This window comes from Pseudomonas sp. G5(2012) (assembly GCF_000408945.1).
In the GTDB taxonomy this organism is placed as follows: Bacteria; Pseudomonadota; Gammaproteobacteria; order Pseudomonadales; family Pseudomonadaceae; genus Aquipseudomonas; species Aquipseudomonas umsongensis.
Map to the genome: position 1 here is coordinate 1 of NZ_APIO01000134.1, position 19,011 is coordinate 19,011.

12 protein-coding genes are annotated in these 19,011 nt (G+C 60.2%); 10 read left to right on the plus strand and 2 right to left on the minus strand.

The window, feature by feature from the left end; genetic code table 11:
- Positions 1-178: 178 nt before the first annotated feature.
- The 8 genes from glpD to PG5_RS29520 all read left to right on the plus strand — a co-directional run bounded on the left by glpD (position 179) and on the right by PG5_RS29520 (position 9,030).
- Positions 179-1,717, plus strand: coding sequence for a glycerol-3-phosphate dehydrogenase (gene glpD / locus PG5_RS29485; RefSeq protein ID WP_020800739.1), 1,539 nt, complete (start codon positions 179-181; stop codon positions 1,715-1,717).
- A 342-nt stretch (positions 1,718-2,059) separates the two neighbouring features.
- Positions 2,060-2,974, plus strand: coding sequence for a glutamate/aspartate ABC transporter substrate-binding protein (locus tag PG5_RS29490; RefSeq protein ID WP_020800741.1), 915 nt, complete (start codon positions 2,060-2,062; stop codon positions 2,972-2,974).
- Positions 2,975-3,162: 188 nt separating this feature from the next.
- On the plus strand, positions 3,163-3,909 hold the full coding sequence (locus tag PG5_RS29495; RefSeq protein WP_020800742.1) for an amino acid ABC transporter permease: 747 nt from the start codon (positions 3,163-3,165) through the stop codon (positions 3,907-3,909).
- Positions 3,909-4,580: an amino acid ABC transporter permease gene (locus PG5_RS29500; protein ID WP_020800743.1), complete on the plus strand. Its 672-nt coding sequence runs from the start codon at positions 3,909-3,911 to the stop codon at positions 4,578-4,580. The genes PG5_RS29495 and PG5_RS29500 overlap by 1 nt, the downstream gene beginning before the upstream one ends.
- Positions 4,577-5,311 carry an amino acid ABC transporter ATP-binding protein gene (locus tag PG5_RS29505; protein WP_015093699.1) on the plus strand — a complete coding sequence of 245 codons (735 nt, stop codon included), beginning with the start codon at positions 4,577-4,579 and terminating at the stop codon, positions 5,309-5,311. The genes PG5_RS29500 and PG5_RS29505 overlap by 4 nt, the downstream gene beginning before the upstream one ends.
- A 154-nt stretch (positions 5,312-5,465) precedes the next feature.
- On the plus strand, positions 5,466-7,367 hold the full coding sequence (locus tag PG5_RS29510; RefSeq protein WP_020800745.1) for a sensor histidine kinase: 1,902 nt from the start codon (positions 5,466-5,468) through the stop codon (positions 7,365-7,367).
- The gene (locus PG5_RS29515) at positions 7,364-8,692 is read left to right on the plus strand and encodes a sigma-54 dependent transcriptional regulator (RefSeq protein WP_020800746.1); all 1,329 of its coding nucleotides are present in this window, start codon (positions 7,364-7,366) and stop codon (positions 8,690-8,692) included. The genes PG5_RS29510 and PG5_RS29515 overlap by 4 nt, the downstream gene beginning before the upstream one ends.
- Before the next feature lie 8 nt (positions 8,693-8,700).
- Positions 8,701-9,030, plus strand: a complete 330-nt coding sequence (locus tag PG5_RS29520; protein ID WP_173667182.1) for a GlpM family protein — start codon at positions 8,701-8,703, stop codon at positions 9,028-9,030.
- A 114-nt stretch (positions 9,031-9,144) separates the two neighbouring features.
- Here the strand turns inward: PG5_RS29520 and PG5_RS29525 are convergent, their stop codons facing one another.
- The gene (locus tag PG5_RS29525; RefSeq protein WP_033043248.1) at positions 9,145-10,179 is read right to left on the minus strand and encodes an alpha/beta fold hydrolase; all 1,035 of its coding nucleotides are present in this window, start codon (positions 10,177-10,179) and stop codon (positions 9,145-9,147) included.
- Positions 10,180-10,384: 205 nt separating this feature from the next.
- Here PG5_RS29525 and PG5_RS29530 point away from each other — a divergent pair, with 205 nt between their 5' ends.
- A complete protein-coding gene (locus tag PG5_RS29530; RefSeq protein ID WP_020800750.1) occupies positions 10,385-15,601 on the plus strand; it encodes a dermonecrotic toxin domain-containing protein in 5,217 nt (1,738 codons plus the stop codon).
- A 42-nt stretch (positions 15,602-15,643) separates the two neighbouring features.
- Here PG5_RS29530 and metE read toward each other — a convergent pair whose 3' ends face one another.
- Positions 15,644-17,956, minus strand: coding sequence for a 5-methyltetrahydropteroyltriglutamate--homocysteine S-methyltransferase (gene metE / locus PG5_RS29535; protein ID WP_042955864.1), 2,313 nt, complete (start codon positions 17,954-17,956; stop codon positions 15,644-15,646).
- Between the two features lie 109 nt (positions 17,957-18,065).
- Here metE and metR point away from each other — a divergent pair, with 109 nt between their 5' ends.
- Positions 18,066-18,983 carry a transcriptional regulator MetR gene (metR, locus tag PG5_RS29540; protein ID WP_020800752.1) on the plus strand — a complete coding sequence of 306 codons (918 nt, stop codon included), beginning with the start codon at positions 18,066-18,068 and terminating at the stop codon, positions 18,981-18,983.
- Positions 18,984-19,011 lie beyond the last annotated feature (28 nt).

Sequence of the window (19,011 nt, forward strand, 5' to 3'; positions counted from 1 at the left end):
GAGCATGGGAACGATCAGCGCGAGAATGTTCGAATATTTTCCTTTAACCGCCCTTCGATGAGTTTTTTCAATCGAAGTCGACTGGCTGTGCGTGTCTTTATGGGCTAAGATTTTCGCAAATGAACATTAATGTTCGAATTCAAATACAGAAAATCAAAGAATTCCGAGGCCTTAGCCGATGCCCACTTCTATTTCACCTACGCCTCCTCTCGCCGAGGTCTACGATATCGCCGTCATTGGTGGCGGGATCAATGGCGCAGGGATCGCGGCAGACGCCGCGGGCCGCGGGCTCTCGGTGTTCCTTTGCGAAAAGGATGACCTGGCCAGCCACACCTCATCGGCCAGCAGCAAGCTGATCCACGGCGGCCTGCGTTACCTTGAACATTACGAATTCCGCCTGGTGCGCGAAGCCCTGGCCGAGCGCGAAGTGCTGCTGGCCAAGGCCCCGCACATCGTCAAGCCAATGCGTTTCGTACTCCCGCATCGCCCGCACCTGCGTCCGGCCTGGATGATCCGCGCTGGCCTGTTCCTCTATGACAACCTGGGTAAACGGGAAAAGCTGGCCGGTTCCAAAAGCCTGAAGTTCGGTCCCGACAGCGCGCTGAAAAGTGAAATCACCAAAGGCTTCGAGTATTCCGACTGCTGGGTCGACGATGCGCGCCTGGTGGTATTGAATGCCATGGCCGCCCGGGAAAAAGGCGCACACGTCCACACCCAGACCCGCTGCGTCAGCGCGCGTCGCACCAAAGGCCTCTGGCACCTGCACCTGGAGCGCGCCGATGGCAGCTTGTTTTCGATCAGTGCCAAGGCGCTGGTGAACGCAGCCGGTCCCTGGGTCGCCAAGTTCATTCGTGACGACCTGAAAATGGAATCGCCATACGGCATCCGCCTGATCCAGGGCAGCCACCTGATCGTACCGAAGCTGTACGAAGGCGATCACGCGCACATCCTGCAAAACGAAGATCAGCGCATTGTCTTCACCATTCCATACCTCAATCACTTCACCCTGATCGGCACCACCGACCGCGAGTACACCGGTGATCCGGCAAAAGTGGCGATTACCGAGGCCGAAACCGATTACCTGCTGCAAGTGGTCAACGCCCACTTCAAAAAACAGATCGGCCGTGGCGATATCCTGCACAGCTACTCCGGCGTTCGTCCGCTGTGCAACGACGAGTCCGACAACCCATCGGCCGTCACCCGCGACTACACCCTGGCGCTGTCGGGCAGTGGCGAGGAAGCGCCCCTGCTGTCGGTATTCGGCGGAAAACTGACCACCTATCGCAAGCTGGCCGAATCGGCGCTGGCGCAACTGGCGTCGCACTTCCCGCACATCTTGCCAAGCTGGACCGCCAACGCCCCCCTGCCGGGCGGCGAAGACATGAGCACACCGCAGGCGCTGAGCGCGCAGATCCGTGACAAGTTCGACTGGATCCCCAGCGAAATCTCGCGCCGTTGGGCCACCACCTACGGCAGTCGCACCTGGCGCATGCTCGAAGGCGTACAGAACCTCAACGACATGGGCGAACACATTGGCGGCGGTCTCTACACCCGCGAAGTCGATTACCTGTGCAGCGAAGAGTGGGCGACCAGCGCCCACGACGTTCTGTGGCGGCGCAGCAAACTCGGCTTGTTCACCACCCCCGAACAACAGCAAAGGCTCGCCGATTACTTGAGCAAGGTCGAGCAGAACCGCAGCAAGATCGAAGCAGCCTGACGGATTGCTTGAATAGAGCAGCAGATCAAAAGATCGCAGCCTGCGGCAGCTCCTACAGAGCGAGTTGCCGCAGGCTGCGATCTTTTTGCATTCGGTTTTCCGAACGCGACTGGGTGGTCAATTCGGTTAACCGGATTTCCCTTACCTAAAAAAACCTCAATAAATATTTAATCTCCTTATAAATCAATGTATTGAACCATCGAGCCTGGCCTGGCACGAGTCATGCTCTACACTCTTGGACGAATGTTTGTTGTACCGACGCTCCAGGAGCCGTCGGGCATTCGAAGCACAAAAGGGCCGACGAACTGGCTCCATAAAAAAAACAATGTCGAGGAAAATTTGATGCGCATCGTTCCCCATATCCTGGGCGCAGCCATTGCTGCCGCTCTGATCAGCACGCCAGTTTTCGCCGCCGAACTCACCGGCACCCTGAAAAAGATCAAAGAGTCCGGTGTCATCACCCTCGGGCATCGTGACGCTTCCATCCCGTTCTCCTACATTGCGGACGCTTCCGGCAAACCGGTCGGCTACTCCCACGACATCCAGCTGAAAGTCGTCGAAGCGCTGAAAAAAGAACTGGATCTGCCGAACCTGCAGGTCAAGTACAACCTCGTCACCTCGCAAACCCGTATCCCGCTGGTGCAGAACGGCACCGTGGACCTGGAATGCGGTTCGACCACCAACAACGTCGAGCGCCAGCAACAAGTCGACTTCTCCGTCGGCATCTTCGAAATCGGTACTCGCCTGCTGTCCAAGGCAGACTCCAAGTACAAGGATTTCCCGGACCTGGCCGGCAAGAACGTCGTGACCACCGCCGGCACCACGTCCGAGCGCATCCTCAAGGCGATGAACGCCGACAAGCAGATGGGCATGAACGTCATCTCCGCCAAAGACCACGGCGAGTCCTTCCAGATGCTGGAAACCGGTCGCGCCGTTGCATTCATGATGGACGACGCCCTGCTGGCCGGTGAAGCGGCCAAGGCCAAGAAAGCCAGTGACTGGGCCGTGACCGGTACGCCACAGTCCTACGAAATCTACGGCTGCATGGTGCGCAAAGGCGACGAGCCGTTCAAAAAGGCCGTGGATGACGCCATCAAGGCCACCTACGCATCGGGCGAGATCAACAAGATCTACGAGAAATGGTTCATGCAGCCAATCCCGCCAAAAGGCCTGAACCTGAACTTCCCGATGAGCGACGAGCTCAAGGCCCTGATCGCCAATCCGACCGATAAAGCGGCTGACGACAAGAAATCCTGATTTCTGACTAACCTTATCTCCTGAGAGGGCCACTGCCCTCTCGGGAGGTTGTCACTCCCTGCTGGCATTTCTGGAAACACTCGAACTGGTGGCTGTCGAGCCGGTGGCGTGTGCCCGAGCATCTCGTTCGGGCGGGAACGGAGCTTCCCCCAAGCGGGTACATCGATTGATCTCAAGGGGAGACCCTAATGAATTACAACTGGGACTGGGGCGTGTTCTTCAAGTCCACTGGCGTTGGCAGCGAGACGTATCTCGACTGGTACATCGCCGGCCTGGGCTGGACCATCGGCATCGCCATCGCGGCCTGGATCATTGCCCTGACACTGGGTTCGATCCTGGGCGTCATGCGCACCGTGCCGAACCGCATCGTATCGGGCATCGCCACCTGCTACGTCGAACTCTTCCGTAATGTGCCGCTGCTGGTTCAGCTGTTCATCTGGTACTTCCTGGTACCCGACCTGCTGCCTGCCGACCTGCAAGAGTGGTACAAGCAGGACCTGAACCCGACCACCTCGGCATTCCTCAGCGTTGTCGTGTGCCTGGGCCTGTTCACCACCGCCCGCGTTTGCGAACAGGTGCGCACCGGTATCCAGGCGCTGCCTCGCGGCCAGGAGTCTGCAGCCCGCGCCATGGGCTTCAAGTTGCCGCAGATCTACTGGAACGTACTGCTGCCCCAGGCGTATCGAATCATCATTCCACCGCTCACCTCGGAATTCCTCAACGTCTTCAAGAACACCTCCGTGGCCTCGCTGATCGGTTTGATGGAGCTGCTGGCGCAAACCAAACAGACTGCCGAGTTTTCCGCGAACCTGTTCGAAGCCTTCACCCTGGCCACGCTGATCTACTTCACCCTGAACATGAGCCTGATGTTGCTGATGCGCCTGGTCGAGAAGAAAGTCGCCGTACCGGGCCTGATTTCCGTAGGGGGTAAATGATGGAATTCGATTTCTCGGGCATCATCCCGTCCCTGCCGGGCCTGTGGAACGGCATGGTCATGACCCTCAAGCTGATGGCCATGGGCGTGATCGGCGGGATCATCCTCGGTACCATCCTGGCGCTGTGCCGTCTGTCGCACAACAAATTGCTGTCGAACCTGGCCGGCGCGTACGTCAACTACTTCCGCTCGATCCCGTTGCTGCTGGTGATCACCTGGTTCTACCTGGCGGTGCCGTTCGTGCTGCGCTGGATCACTGGCGAAGACACGCCGATCGGTGCGTTCACTTCCTGCATCGTGGCGTTCATGATGTTCGAAGCGGCGTACTTCTGCGAAATCGTCCGTGCTGGCGTGCAGTCGATTCCCAAGGGCCAGATGGGGGCTGCCAAGGCACTGGGCATGACTTACGGCCAGATGATGCGCCTGATCATCCTGCCCCAGGCGTTCCGCAAGATGACCCCGCTGCTGCTGCAACAGAGCATCATCCTGTTCCAGGACACCTCGCTGGTGTACGCCGTCGGTCTGGTGGACTTCCTCAATGCCTCGCGCGCCAGTGGCGACATCATTGGCCGCTCCAATGAGTTCCTGATTTTCGCGGGTCTCGTGTACTTCATCATCAGCTTTTCCGCCTCGCTGCTGGTCAAGCGTCTGCAAAAAAGGTTCGCCGTATGATCTCTATCAAAAGCATCAACAAGTGGTATGGGGACTTCCAGGTACTGACTGATTGCAGCACCGAGGTCAAGAAAGGCGAAGTGATCGTGGTATGCGGGCCGTCCGGTTCCGGCAAGTCGACCCTGATCAAGTGCGTCAACGCCCTGGAACCGTTCCAGAAAGGCGACATCGTGGTTGACGGCACCTCCATCGCCGACCCGAAGACCAACCTGCCGAAACTGCGTTCGCGCGTGGGCATGGTGTTCCAGCATTTCGAACTGTTCCCGCACCTGACCATCACTGAAAACCTGACCATCGCGCAGATCAAGGTGCTGGGCCGCAGCAAGGAAGAGGCCACCAAGAAAGGCCTGCAACTGCTTGAACGTGTTGGCCTCTCGGCTCACGCCCACAAGCACCCGGGCCAACTCTCCGGTGGCCAGCAGCAGCGTGTGGCGATTGCCCGCGCGCTGGCGATGGACCCGATCGTCATGCTGTTCGACGAACCGACCTCGGCGCTGGACCCGGAAATGGTCAACGAAGTGCTGGACGTGATGGTGCAACTGGCCCACGAAGGCATGACCATGATGTGCGTAACCCACGAAATGGGTTTCGCCCGTAAAGTGGCCGACCGGGTGATCTTCATGGACCAGGGCAAAATCATCGAAGACTGCAAGAAAGAGGAGTTCTTCGGCGACATCAGCCACCGCGCCGAGCGTACGCAGCACTTCCTCAACAAGATCCTGCAACACTAACAGCAACACGGCCGCCCCTCTGTAGGAGCGAGCATGCTCGCGATGACCTCAAAGACACCGCGTACATCCAGGATGAACGCGTCTTCGTTGACGACCATCGCGAGCATGCTCGCTCCTACAGGAGGCCGACGCTGGTTGACCCAAGGCATCTGTGATGAAATGCGACCCCAATCTCTATCGCGCCGCGTCGCCATCACTCGCCGTGAAACCTCGCCTGATTCGCCATCTGTTCCTGCCGCCGCTGATCATCGCCCTGATGATCGGACTGGGTTATATCGGCTTCTGGACCAGTGAACACTACGGAATCCGCAGCCTCGGCGAAAATGGCCAGCGCCAGCTGGAACTGCACGCCCGCGCTGTCGAGAGCGAGATCAGCAAATACACTTACCTACCCAGCCTGCTGGAACTCGAAACCAGTGTTTCGAAGCTGCTGGCCGACCCGACGCCGGAGCACCGGCAGACCGTCAATGATTACCTAGAAGGCCTGAACCGGCGCAGCCGCAGCCGGGCCATCTACGTGATGGACACCACCGGCCGCGTCATGGCCACCAGCAACTGGCGCGATGTCGACAGTTACCTGGGTGAAGACCTGTCTTTCCGTGCCTATTTCCAGAACGCCGTGCGTGGCCAGCCCGGACGCTTCTATGGCATTGGCAGCACCAACGGCGAACCCGGTTACTACTTGGCCCATGGCCTGGAAGAACACGGCAAGATCATCGGCGTCGCGGTGGTCAAGGTCCGCCTCGAGGCCATGGAGGAGCGTTGGCAACGCGCGCGCCTTGAAGCCTTCGTCAGCGACGAGAACGGCATCATCATTCTCTCCAGTGACCCCGCTCGACGCCTGAAATCGGTGGTGCCGCTGAGCGAAGAAACCAAGGAAAAGCTCGCCCGCAGTCTCCAGTACTACTGGTTCCCACTGAACGAATTGCAACCGTTGGCCCGGGAAACCCTGTCCGAGGGCGTGGAGAAACTCACCTTCCCCGCCAATAGCGAACTGGTTTCCGATGACGAAAACATCAGCTACCTGTCACAAACTCGTCCCCTGAGCGATACACCGTGGAATTTCACCCTGCTCACGCCACTGCAGGATCTGCGCCGCGAAGCGGTCAACCAAGGGATTCTGGTGGCCGTGGCCTTTGCCCTTGTGGCGTTCCTGCTGATCGCCTGGAACGAGCGGCGCAAAGTGATCGCCACCCGTCTCGCTGCCCGAGAAGCCTTGCAGGAAGCCAACAACCAATTGGAGCGTCGGATTACCGAACGCACCACCGACCTGCGCGCCAGCAACGAGCGGCTCAAGGGGCAGATCCGCGAGCGTCGTCACGCCGAAGAGACGCTGCGCCGTGCCCAGGACGAACTGGTGCAGGCCGGGAAACTCGCCGCGATTGGCCAGATGTCCACCAGCATCGCCCACGAATTGAACCAGCCGTTGGCGGCGCTGCGCACCTTGTCCGGCAACACCGTGCGGTTTCTCGAGCGCGGTCAACTGGATGTGGCCAGCACCAACCTCAAGACCATCAACGAATTGATCGACCGCATGGGCCGGATCACCGCCAGCCTGCGCTCCTTCGCCCGGCGCGGTGACGACAAGGGCCAGGCTTGTCTTGGCAAAGCCGTGGACGCCGCCTTGCAATTGCTCGGCGGGCGTGTGGAAAACGCCCATCTGCAGGTGCATCGCCACTTCGACGATGTGCAAATGCAGATCGATCAGACGCGCCTGGAGCAGATCCTGGTCAACCTGGTTGGCAACGCCCTGGACGCCATGCAGGCGCAGCCGCAGCCCGAATTGTGGCTTGAAGGCGAAGCACTGGAGGGTAAATATCGGCTGCGTGTACGGGACAATGGCCACGGCATCGATGCCGAAGCGCGCAAACACCTGTTCGAACCATTTTTCACCACCAAGCCCGGCGAACAAGGCCTGGGCCTAGGCCTGACCCTTTCCGCGAGCCTGGCCGCTGCCACTGGCGGTCACCTGGGTGTCGAACACCCGGCCAGCGGTGGTACTGCTTTCGTCCTCAGTTTACCGTTGGTAAGCCCCACTTCCGCTGAGCCAATATGAACAACGACCTTAGTGTATTGATCGTCGAAGACGACCCCCATGTTTTGCTCGGCTGCCAGCAGGCACTGACCCTGGAAGATATTCCCTGCATCGGTGTCGGCAGTGCCGAGGAAGCCCTGGAGCGGGTGGGCGAAAACTTCGCCGGCATCGTCATCAGTGACATTCGCCTGCCCGGCATCGATGGACTGGAACTGCTGAACCGACTCAAGGCCCGCGACCGCAGCTTGCCGGTAGTGCTGATTACCGGTCACGGCGACATCTCCATGGCCGTCGGCGCCATGCAGAAAGGTGCCTACGATTTCATGGAGAAGCCCTTCTCTCCCGAACGCCTGGTGGATGTAGCGCGCCGTGCCCTGGAGCAACGCAGCCTGGCACGAGAAGTCTCGTCGTTGCGCCGGCAACTGGCCGAGCGCGACTCACTTGAAGGTCGAATCATCGGCCGTTCGCCGGCAATGCAGAACTTGCGCGAACTCATTGCCAATGTTGCCGATACGTCAGCCAACGTGCTGATCGAGGGCGAAACCGGCACCGGCAAGGAACTGGTCGCGCGCTGCCTGCATGATTTCAGTCGTCGGCACACCCGGCAATTCGTGGCGCTCAATTGTGGTGGCCTGCCGGAAAACCTGTTCGAAAGCGAAATCTTCGGCCACGAAGCCAACGCCTTCACCGGCGCAGGCAAACGGCGGATCGGCAAGATCGAGCATGCCGACGGCGGCACGCTGTTCCTCGACGAAGTGGAAAGCATGCCCCTGCCCCTGCAGATCAAACTGCTGCGGGTATTGCAGGAGCGCACCCTCGAACGCCTCGGCTCGAACCAGAGCGTGGCGGTGGACTGCCGGGTGATCGCGGCCACCAAATCCGATCTCGACGAGTCGAGCAAGGCCGGTGAATTTCGCAGCGACCTGTATTACCGCCTTAATGTGGTGACCCTGGAACTGCCACCTCTGCGCGAGCGCCGCGAAGACATCCTGCAATTGTTCGAGTTTTTCTTGCAGCAATCGTCCTTGCGTTTCGACCGCGCCGTACCGGAGCTGGATAACCAGACCCTGTCTAACCTGATGAGCCACGATTGGCCGGGTAACGTGCGCGAATTGCGCAACGTCGCCGAGCGATTTGCCCTGGGCCTGCCGGCATTCAAGAAACCGGGTGCGGGCGGTGCCGCCCAAGGCCTGGCTTTCGCTGAAGCGGTGGAGGCCTTTGAGCGCAACTTGCTAAGCGATGCCTTGCAACGCAGCGGCGGCAACCTGACCCAGGCCAGCCAGGAACTGGGCATGGCCAAGACCACGCTGTTCGACAAAGTGAAAAAGTACGGGCTAAGCCACTGATGGATCTGATTCTCAAAGCAACCCTGGGCGCATCGGTGGTGGTGATCCTCGCGGCCCTGGCCAAGACCAGAAACTATTACATCGCCGGACTGGTGCCACTGTTTCCGACCTTTGCACTGATTGCCCACTACATTGTCGGCAAGGGTCGTTCGCTGGATGACTTGAAGACCACCATCGTGTTTGGCATGTGGTCGATCATTCCTTACTTCATCTACCTGGCAACCCTCTATGTGCTGGTCGATCGCATGCGCCTCGAGGCATCGCTGGCCGTGGCGGCAGTGGCGTGGTTGATCGCGGCGACGGCGCTGGTCACAGTTTGGATTCGCTTGCAGGCCTGATCACAATTCCTCTGTGGGAGCGAGCCTGCTCGCGAAGACGGAGGGTCGGTCATGCCAATGTTGACTGTGCCACCGCTTTCGCGAGCAGGCTCGCTCCCACAGGGGAAGGCGGTGTTACAAAAGGTTGTGTTCCGCCACGGGCTCAACCTGCGCCCAATGCGAAGTGTCCTCACGATGCGCCCGTAGGTACGGCAACACCGCCGCCAGCAACGGCGCCTTGAACGCTTCCTGAAACCGATGAGCCAACCCCGGTATCAACTTCAACTGGCTGCCACGCAGATGCGCCGCCAGGTGCACGCCGTGCATCACCGGCAACAACGGATCGGCCGTGCCATGCACCACCAGCGCCGGCACCCGTAGCTGGTTGAGCAGTGCCACTCGGCTCGGCTCGGCCAGGATCGCCAGGATCTGCCGTTTAGCCCCCTCGGGATTGAATGCCCGGTCATACGCCAGTGCCGCCTGATGCAACAGTGCCTGACGATCATCGGTCACCGACGGACTGCCCAGTGCCGCCAGCAGGTCCGCCTGTTGTTCCAGTGCGATTTCACGATTGGGCGCCCCCCGGCGCGCCAGCAACTGCAGCAGCGCCGCACTGGGTGCGGGTAAACCTTCGGCGCCGGAAGTACTCATGATCAGGGTCAGGCTTTCAACCCGCTGTGGCGCCATCGCCGCCATGTGCTGGGCAATCATCCCGCCCATGCTGGCGCCCAGCACGTGAAATTGCTCGATGTGCAACGCATCCATCAGGCCCAGTGCATCATCCGCCATATCGGTCAGGGAGTATGGCGCCGACACGGGCAAGCCGAGCTTATAGCGCAACACTTCGAAGGTCAGGTTGGCCTCGACGGGGGGTTGCCGCCAGGTCGACAGGCCGACGTCGCGATTGTCGTAGCGAATCACCCGGAACCCTTGCTGACAGAGCGCAACCACCACTTCGTCAGGCCAATGAATCAACTGCCCCCCCAGGCCCATCACCAGCAGCAACGCCGGGTCCGAGGCGCGACCGATGCTCTGGTACGCCAGGCTTACCTGATCCAGGTCGACCCGCTCGGTGGCCACATTGACGTCACAGCGGGACGCCGAAAAAGAAGGAAAACTCAACAACAACGCGGCCAAAAAGGCCGCTGTCGATAAAAATCGTGCACGCATGAAAAACACCGAAACGCAGAACCCCAGTAGAGCGAAAGTCTGATGAAGTTTGTTCAAGCGCGCTGCCACAGTTGCATGACAATTTGATGAATGCCGCTCAGCGGTCGATGCGGTAACTATGTAGTACCACGGGCCTGGGGGATTTTTTTTTAATGGCGCTGGATCAGGAGTGGACTTGCCGCTCCCCGTAGAAGAGCCCTCCACCATGACCGAAAGACTGCTCCCGACGCTGCTGCCCCCAACTCTCCCCACCCCCTCTCTAATCCCCATCCCCGAGTTCTCGACGCTGCCGAGCCATATCGATCAGAGCCTGCTGCAAGGCGCCTTGACCCGTTGGCAAGCATGCAAGGAAGGTTTGCAGGCGCTGTTCGCCGACGCGCCGCGCAGCGAAGACGCCAATGCCTATTGGGATGCCCGCGCCCCCGGAACACCGCTGTCACGGCGTGATCGGGCCAGTCAGTTGTACCGCGAACATATCGAAGCCGCGGCCCAGGTGGCATTCGCCCTGAGCACCGTGAGCGCCGAACAATTGAAACCGTTGTGGTTGGTTTTGGATTCAGGGCCCCAGGCAATGCAGTTGGACGATCAGTTGATCCACTGCGAACACCTGGCGCTGAAGCTGAGCGACAACAGCATCCTCAAACTTCCCGCGGCCTGGGTGATCAGCGTGGGCAACCAGCACCCCGTCGCGCAATTGCTGTACTTGCCGTCTCGACCGGTCCCCGTCCAGGCCTTCAAAGACCGCAGCGACATGGAGCACTGGTTGTCCGCGCAACTACTCGCCCCGCCAGAGCTCCCCAGCCATTACAGGTTTGAATACACGGCCCGGACCGGGCCATTGACGACAGGCATCGCGGACCTGTTTTCGCCCGGACCGCAAGGGCGCCTCGCCGAGGTATTCGCCCAAGCGCCGCCCCTTGAGGACCTGGATCAGACCGAAGGCGTTGGCGATGAAGATCAATCATCGCTATTCGATAGCCTGTCTGCGGATATTCCACTGTCGCTGCGCCAGGCCTCGCTTGGCAAACAGCGTGCGGTGCTCGAAACACTGCTGGGTGAGGCGCTGGACAGTGACCTTCAACAAGCACTTGAGGACACACTCAAGGCGCTGGAAACCGCAGAGCTTGCTGCAGACGCGGCCGCATCCACCTTGCTCTACCGATCGCGCACACTGGACCTGATAACGTTCAATCGTGGCTTCAACGCACTCTACCAGGCACACAAAGACGGCCTGAAGGCCGAGGTGGAACTGCAACGCACGCTTAATCAGCTCGATAGCACGGAACTCGAATTGCTCAGGGGCCTGCTGGACACAGCCGCCGAGCCAGACCCTGACGTTGCATTCGCCAGCCTGATGCTGAGTGTGAGAACAGACGCCGGCGATCCTTTGCCCCATGAGCTCAAAGGGGTGTTTGTGATTGGCCGGACACACACTCTGTCCGATCCAGAATCCCCTCACAGCCTGCTGCTCTACTGGCCCGGTATTGGCGGCGGCTTGCAACGATTCGCCAACCGCAAGGACCTGGAAGAGCAGTTGTTGAAAATCCAGGGACGGGACCCGGTCCTGGCCCTGCACCTGAAGACCATCACGACCGATCCGCTGTTATACAGCCTCAATCAACAGATCAGCTTTTTCGAAGAACAAGCCGCGCAAACACGCCAGCGCTATCCTGACAGCGGCCAGGCGACACAACGTGCGCAGGCACTGGAAAAGCTGCGCAAACAAACGCTGGCACTACTGCAGGTCCCGGTGAACGCAGCGAGAAGCCTGGCGCTCATGCATATTCTGGAACAGCAGCGCAGCGCCGCGATGGTTGCCAGGCTTCCCACCTGGTTGACGACCTTGGCAGCTCCCGACCGTGCCAGGCTCAAGAGCCTGACCAGCGCTTGTATCCAGGCCATGAAACGCGGCCACGAACAACTGGAAAAAACCCTGGCGCCTCGCGAAGTCTTCACCCGTCGACACCTTCAGGCGCGCCTGCGCCAGGATTTCTCGCTCAAAGGCGACTTCGACGTCCAACTGGACTTGCCCGACTCCGTCACGCTGCAAAAACAACTGACGGACGGCGCGGCTCCCGGTACCCCGCAAAAACTGGTGACGGTGCCCAGTACCGCCAGAAGCAAGATGTCACTCGAAGAACTCGCCCAACTCAACATCGACAACAAGCCGTCGATGCAGCTTGAGCCCTTGTCCTTGCGCCTGGGCTTCATGCGGGTGGAAGTCAAGGCGCCGGACGACGGCGAACGCCAGGCCCTGACAACCGGCATTACCCATGCCTACCTGCGCAAGACGCTGCCGGAACTCGACTTGCCCAAGGTCTACGAACAACTCATCTATGACACGTTCATGGGCAGTCACGGCGAACCGCTGTTTGTAAGGGAACATCGCCGGGAATGCCTGATCGAGCCCTGGCGCCAAACCCTCAAGCTGCAAGGGGAGTGTGCACGCCTGCAACGACACATCGGCCTCGACGACCTGCTCGTCCTGAACGCCGCCATCGACGCCGATACCCCGCAAGCCTGGCTCGCGGGCGGCAAGCGCATCGAATTATTGCCGGCCTACCTGAGCGCGGGCGGCAAGGACACCCCCAACGAGGGCCCGGTGACCTTGTCCGGGGTGACGTTCATTCACGAACAGGTCAGCGGCATGACTTTGCTGTACCTGCCCGACAGTCCCGATGGCCAGTTCCTGCGCCGTCACGACAGCCTCGAAGACGCGCGCAAGGCCCTGTTCAACCTGTGCCTGCGCAGTGAGATGGTCAGCTACCTGGCCGATCGCGCTTTGCAGGGAGACGTGCGGGCTCATGAAAGCCGGATCAACCAGGCCGTCCTCAAACACTTCGACGCCATGATCGGTGTCGGGGCACGCTGGCCGGCGGTCACTTCACTGGCCGCGCACCTGCTCAATACCCAGATGGGACGCCTGATCGAAGCCCATCGCGGCACATCGCGTTCCAACGAAGCGTTATTCCTGGAACGCTACGCGCTCAGCGGACCGAAGGCGTTGAACTACATAAAAATGGCCTTGGGCCTTGTGCCCTACGTGGGCGCAGCCATTGCTTTCTACGATGCCTGGAGCAGCGCCAATCGGGCTGTCGCAGCGCTGTTACGCGCGGACGCGGGTGAAGGCCTGACAGAGATAGAGTCGGTGCTGTTGTCTCTGATCGATGCCGCCATGGACCTCCTTCCCAGTACGATGGGCACCCGATCGGCCGCAGCCGCCCGCACGTTGACGCGTGCTCGTCAGTTAAAGGCGCTTGGCAAAGGCACCCTGGCCTTGCCACCGACCTCAAAACACCAGGCGCGGCACATCGCCCAACGTTTCGCCGGTTACGAGTATGAAAAACCAATCTCCCTCGTCGGGTTGCAACCGGTTGAGCACGGTGTCTATCGCAATGTGTACCGTCATGCCGATGGTGACTTCATCACGCGCCATGGCCGAATCTTCCAGGCTGAACTGAGCAAGGACTCACGCGGCTGGCGACTGAGCGGCACTCATAAAAAAACCTACAAGCAACCCATCGCTCTCGATGAAGCAGGCCGGTGGGACACCTGGTTCGGTGTTTACGGGTCGACTTTCGACGGCGGCGGGCTGGGTGGTGGTGGCGTGCTCGGACATCTGGCGGACACCTTCGACCCGCTCTGGCCGGCCGCCATTCGCGAGCGACTGCCACGCTGGTGGGCCGATCGGGTGTTTCGTCGTCACCATGAATTGACCGAAGCCGCCGATGACTTGGCGCCGCAAATCGAGACCCGGATCCAGGGCACTAACGCAACGCTGAACCGGTACAACAGCAGCCCCGTCGAAGCCCGCCCGGACCTGTTGCCAGCCGCCGATACAGCCTGTCTCAGCGACATCGAAATAGTCAACAGGCACTATCAGACGCTGGTCGAACTGGCGCCCCTGACACATGGCAACAAACGGCGTGTACTCAAGGACATGCAAAGTAATGATGCCCTCGTGATCGCCGATCGCCAAAAGCAGCGGGTCTTTTTCATCAATCATCGAGCTAACCCGCTCATGGACAGGATCGACGCTCTAATCGACCAACTGGACGAGTTACCGGACAACGCGCACGCCGAACGCCTTCGGATTCTGCAAGACATCCGAAAAATTCGCGTCGAACTGATCGGCCACCTGGGGCAGATGGAAACGGCAATGGGCGAGCTCAAGCGGTGGTACGAGCGCATTACGATCAGTACCGAAAAGGCGCAAATGACGCCCGAAGTAACGATGTTGAACGCACGCCTGAGTGAAGCCAATCTGCTTTACTTGAAAACCGGGCATTTGCTGGAAACCGTCCAGCGCTTCGACACGACACAGGATCTCTCCTGGTTCCATCTACAGGCCCAGGTCGACAGCCTGCGGACCAAAGTCGACCGTGCATTGTTTACCCAATACAGCCTGCCGGAAGTCACCGCCAACCGAGCCCAGCGCAATCAGATTCTTCAGGAGTGCCTTGAGCACTATCAGCAATTTCGTCGCGGCATGAACGCCTGGACCGCCAGCTACCCCGGGCACTTTCATCTCGACGCTGTTGCGCCCTTGCTCGAGGGTATCGAGAAAATGGTCGAACGGGCACGCAAGGCTATCGACCAACCGGCTCCAGCCCTGCCCTCCGGGCAACGCAGCAAGAAAATCTTCACCACTGAAGACGACCATCTGTTAATCGGGGTCGAACGCTGGGAGCCGACAACCCAGAAGCACCAATACATCCTGACTGGCCAGGGTGGCGTCCAGGAAACGTGGGAACAGGGTGCAAACGGCAAGTTTCGCTTGCTCAATCCAGCAGCGCCGACCGCTCGTCCCGCGCAAAGGAACCCTGCCGCCATGCTCGAAGACGCCCGTAACCGCCTTCAGTCGCAGCAGGCCTACCAGTCGAAGATCGAAACCTATGCGGCGCAAGACATGCTCCCGGTCGATCTGGAGCACATGATGGTCAGTGAAGCCAGCGAGCTGACGCGGCGGGCGCTGGACATCGAAGCCGTTGTTCCACAGAGCCCCGTCATCGAGCAACTGCGTAACAAGGCGACGGAACTGATCGCCACCGGACGCCAGATGCGTACTCGGCAGTCGCTACTGAGCAAAAACCCTACGGATGGCATGCTCGATGACTTGATTACCCACAACGCTGTGGAGATACGTAAAACCAGCCCGATCAAAAGCCTGCGAAAACGCCCGGGTGGCCGAGCCGACTACCTGCAGGAATACGAAATCTGGGACCTGACCAGCGTCCCGTCCAACGTGTTGTGGTACGCCCATTTTCATTACAGCAAGGCCACACCCGCCTTCGCCGAATTCGAAAAGGCGCACCTGAAACTGCCGCAGTACCGGTATCTGACCCACGCCGATGACGCCACCCTGCCCTATGCCGACATTGGCAAACGGTCAACGGTATTGCGACATTTCGATCAGGCCTGACACGCGATAACGGGAGCGGTTGAACCACTCCCGTTATCGTCCTCAAGCCAGTTGGCTGCGCAGTTGTCGTGCCGCGGCGACCATGTTCACCAAGGCAGCCTCGGTTTCCGGCCACGCCCGGGTCTTCAAACCACAATCGGGGTTGACCCACAGCCGCTCGGCCGGGATCCGCTTGACGGCCTTGCTGATCAATTTGACCATTTCGGCGGTGTCCGGCACCCGTGGCGAATGGATGTCGTAGACACCCGGACCGATATCGTTCGGGTAGTCGAACGCCTCAAAGGCTTGCAGCAACTCCATGTCCGAACGCGAGGTTTCAATGGTGATCACATCGGCGTCCATCGCTGCGATGGCCTCGATCACATCGTTGAACTCGCTGTAGCACATGTGGGTGTGAATCTGCGTTTCGTCACGCACACCGCTGGCGCTCAAGCGGAACGCCTCTACCGCCCACTCCAGATACTCCTGCCATTGCGCCCGGCGCAGTGGCAGCCCTTCGCGGAACGCCGCTTCGTCGATCTGTACGATCTTGATGCCGGCGGCTTCCAGATCCAGCACCTCATCGCGCAGGGCGAGGGCCAGTTGCTGCGCCTGGACTTTGCGTAACACGTCTTCGCGGGGGAATGACCACATCAGCATGGTCACGGGACCGGTAAGCATGCCTTTCATGACCTTGTCGGTCTGGCTCTGCGCGTAGCTGATCCAGTCGACCGTCATGGCTTTGGGACGGCTCAGGTCGCCATAGATGATTGCCGGTTTCACACAGCGCGAACCGTAGCTCTGCACCCATCCGAAGCGGGTAAAGGCATACCCATCCAGCTGTTCGGCGAAGTACTCGACCATGTCATTGCGTTCGGCTTCGCCATGCACCAGCACGTCCAGCCCCAGACGCTCCTGAATCTGCACTGCGTGGCGAATTTCGTGGTGCATGGCATCGGTGTAATCGTTGGCCGACAGCTTGCCTTGCTTGAAGGCCTGACGCGCCAGGCGAATCGAGCCAGTCTGCGGAAACGAGCCGATGGTGGTGGTCGGGAACGCTGGCAACTTCAAGCGTGCGCGCTGTTGCTCGATGCGTTTGGCAAACGGTGAATGACGCTGGCTGTCCGTGGCAACGATGGCGTTGATCCGCGCCTGTACCTGGGCCTTGTGAATACGCGGCGACTCGGCGCGGCTGGTCGCAATGGCACGGCTTTGAGCCAGCGCCGCTTGCACTTTGGGTGCTTGCGGATCATTCAGGGCATCGCGCAGTACCGCGATTTCGCCACATTTCTGCACCGCAAACGCCAGCCAGCTTTTCAGTTCCGGATCGAGCTTGTCTTCACGCTCCAGGTCTACCGGGCTGTGCAGCAGCGAACAGGAGGTGCTGACCCACAGGTTGTCGCCAAAACGCTCCTGGGCAAATTGCAGTTGCGCCAGCACCGGTTCCAGCTCGCAGCGCCAGACGTTGCGGCCATTGACCAGACCCACCGAGAGAATCTTGTAGGTTGGCAGGCGATCGAGCACGTGCAGCAGTTGATCCGGCGCACGCACCGCATCGATGTGCAAGCCTTGCACCGGCAGGCCGACAGCCAGGCCAAGGTTGTCCTGCAGGCCGCTGAAGTAAGTGGCCAGCAGCTTTTTCAGCGGCGAGTACTGCAGGATGTGGTAGGCCCGTTCAAAGGCGTTTTTCCATTCCTGCGGCAAGTCGAGGGTCAGGATCGGTTCATCGATCTGTACCCACTCCACGCCTTGGGCAGCGAGACGCACGAGGATTTCGTTGTAGACCGGCAGCAGGCGTTCCAACAGGTCGAGTTTATCGAAGTCCTGGCCTTTGACTTTGCCCAGCCACAGGTAAGTCAGCGGGCCGATGATCACCGGCTTGACGGTGTGCCCCAGGGCCTTGGCTTCATCGACTTCATCGAACAGCTGTTCCCAGCTCAGCGTGAACTGCTGGTCAGCGCTGAATTCCGGGACCAGGTAGTGGTAATTGGTGTCGAACCACTTGGTCAGTTCCTGGGCGTATTGCTCTGAGCCGTGCTCCGCGCCGCAGCAGCTCGCCGTGGCGCCACGGGCCATGGCGAACAGCGTGTCGAGGGTCGGCAGGCCACGCGCGTCGCGGGTGCTGTCGAAACGCTCGGGGATTACGCCGAAGGCCAGGGAATGAGTCAGTACCTGGTCATACCAGGCAAAGTCGCCGACCGGCAGCAGGTCGATACCGGCGTCTTTCTGCAATTGCCAGTGGCGGGCGCGCAATTGGCGACCGACGTTTTTCAGCGCCTGTTGGTCAAGGTCGCCCTTCCAGTAGGATTCGAGGGCTTTTTTCAGTTCGCGGTCGGCACCGATGCGGGGGAAACCAAGGGTGTGGGCTACGGCCATGTCGAATTGCTCCTGGGTAAAAGATGGCGCTATTGTCGACAGCGAAGCCATCATGAGACAAACTCAACCTTTTCGTGTTGATCACAAGTTTTCCTCATGGAGCCCCACGGTGCTTGAAATCCGTCACCTGAAGACCCTGCACGCCTTGCGCGAAGCCGATAGCCTGGTGGATGCAGCCGACCGCCTGCACCTGACGCAGTCGGCGCTGTCCCATCAGTTCAAGGAACTTGAAGAACGCATGGGCATGCCGTTGTTCGTGCGCAAGACCAAGCCGGTGCGTTTCACCAGTGCCGGCTTGCGCCTGCTGCAACTGGCCGACGCCACCTTGCCGCTGCTGCGCGCCGCTGAGCGCGATATCGCGCGGTTGGCCGGCGGCACCGCGGGGCGCCTGCACATGGCCATCGAGTGCCACAGTTGTTTCCAGTGGCTGATGCCGACCATCGACCAGTTCCGCGACGCCTGGCCGGAAGTCGAGCTGGACCTGGCCTCGGGCTTCTCCTTCGCCCCGCTGCCCGCCCTGGCCCGTGGCGACCTGGACCTGGTGGTGACGTCCGACCCGGTGGAACTGGTAGGGATCACCTATGTGCCACTGTTTACCTATGAAGCGATGCTCGCGGTGGCGAACCAGCACCGCCTGGCCAGCAAGGCCTACATCGTCCCGCAAGACTTGCTCAGCGAAACCCTGATCACCTATCCGGTGGAACGTGACCGGCTGGATATCTTCACGCGCTTCCTGGAACCGGCCGACGTCGAACCGGCCCAGGTCCGCACCTCGGAACTGACGGTGATGATGATGCAACTGGTGGCCAGCGGGCGCGGTGTGTGCGGCATGCCCCATTGGGCGCTGCATGAATACAGCTCACGGGGCTACGTGAAGGCCAAGCGCCTGGGCGAGAAAGGCCTGTTTGCGACGCTGTATGCGGCAATCCGGGCCGACATGCTCGATGCGCCGTACATGCGGGACTTCTTGCTGACGGCCAAGGACACGTCGTTTTCGACGCTGGATGGGGTTAGCGCGGTGCGCTAGAACACCTCTGTGGCGAGGGGACTTGTCC

What these genes read in the sequence shown, in the direction of transcription:
- glpD (WP_020800739.1), top strand. Translation starts at nt 179, where the DNA reads ATGCCCACTTCTATTTCACCTACGCCTCCTCTCGCCGAGGTCTACGAT.
- PG5_RS29490 (WP_020800741.1), top strand. Translation starts at nt 2,060, where the DNA reads ATGCGCATCGTTCCCCATATCCTGGGCGCAGCCATTGCTGCCGCTCTG.
- PG5_RS29495 (WP_020800742.1), top strand. Translation starts at nt 3,163, where the DNA reads ATGAATTACAACTGGGACTGGGGCGTGTTCTTCAAGTCCACTGGCGTT.
- PG5_RS29500 (WP_020800743.1), top strand. Translation starts at nt 3,909, where the DNA reads ATGGAATTCGATTTCTCGGGCATCATCCCGTCCCTGCCGGGCCTGTGG.
- PG5_RS29505 (WP_015093699.1), top strand. Translation starts at nt 4,577, where the DNA reads ATGATCTCTATCAAAAGCATCAACAAGTGGTATGGGGACTTCCAGGTA.
- PG5_RS29510 (WP_020800745.1), top strand. Translation starts at nt 5,466, where the DNA reads ATGAAATGCGACCCCAATCTCTATCGCGCCGCGTCGCCATCACTCGCC.
- PG5_RS29515 (WP_020800746.1), top strand. Translation starts at nt 7,364, where the DNA reads ATGAACAACGACCTTAGTGTATTGATCGTCGAAGACGACCCCCATGTT.
- PG5_RS29525 (WP_033043248.1), bottom strand. Translation starts at nt 10,179, where the DNA reads ATGCGTGCACGATTTTTATCGACAGCGGCCTTTTTGGCCGCGTTGTTG.
- PG5_RS29530 (WP_020800750.1), top strand. Translation starts at nt 10,385, where the DNA reads ATGACCGAAAGACTGCTCCCGACGCTGCTGCCCCCAACTCTCCCCACC.
- metE (WP_042955864.1), bottom strand. Translation starts at nt 17,956, where the DNA reads ATGGCCGTAGCCCACACCCTTGGTTTCCCCCGCATCGGTGCCGACCGC.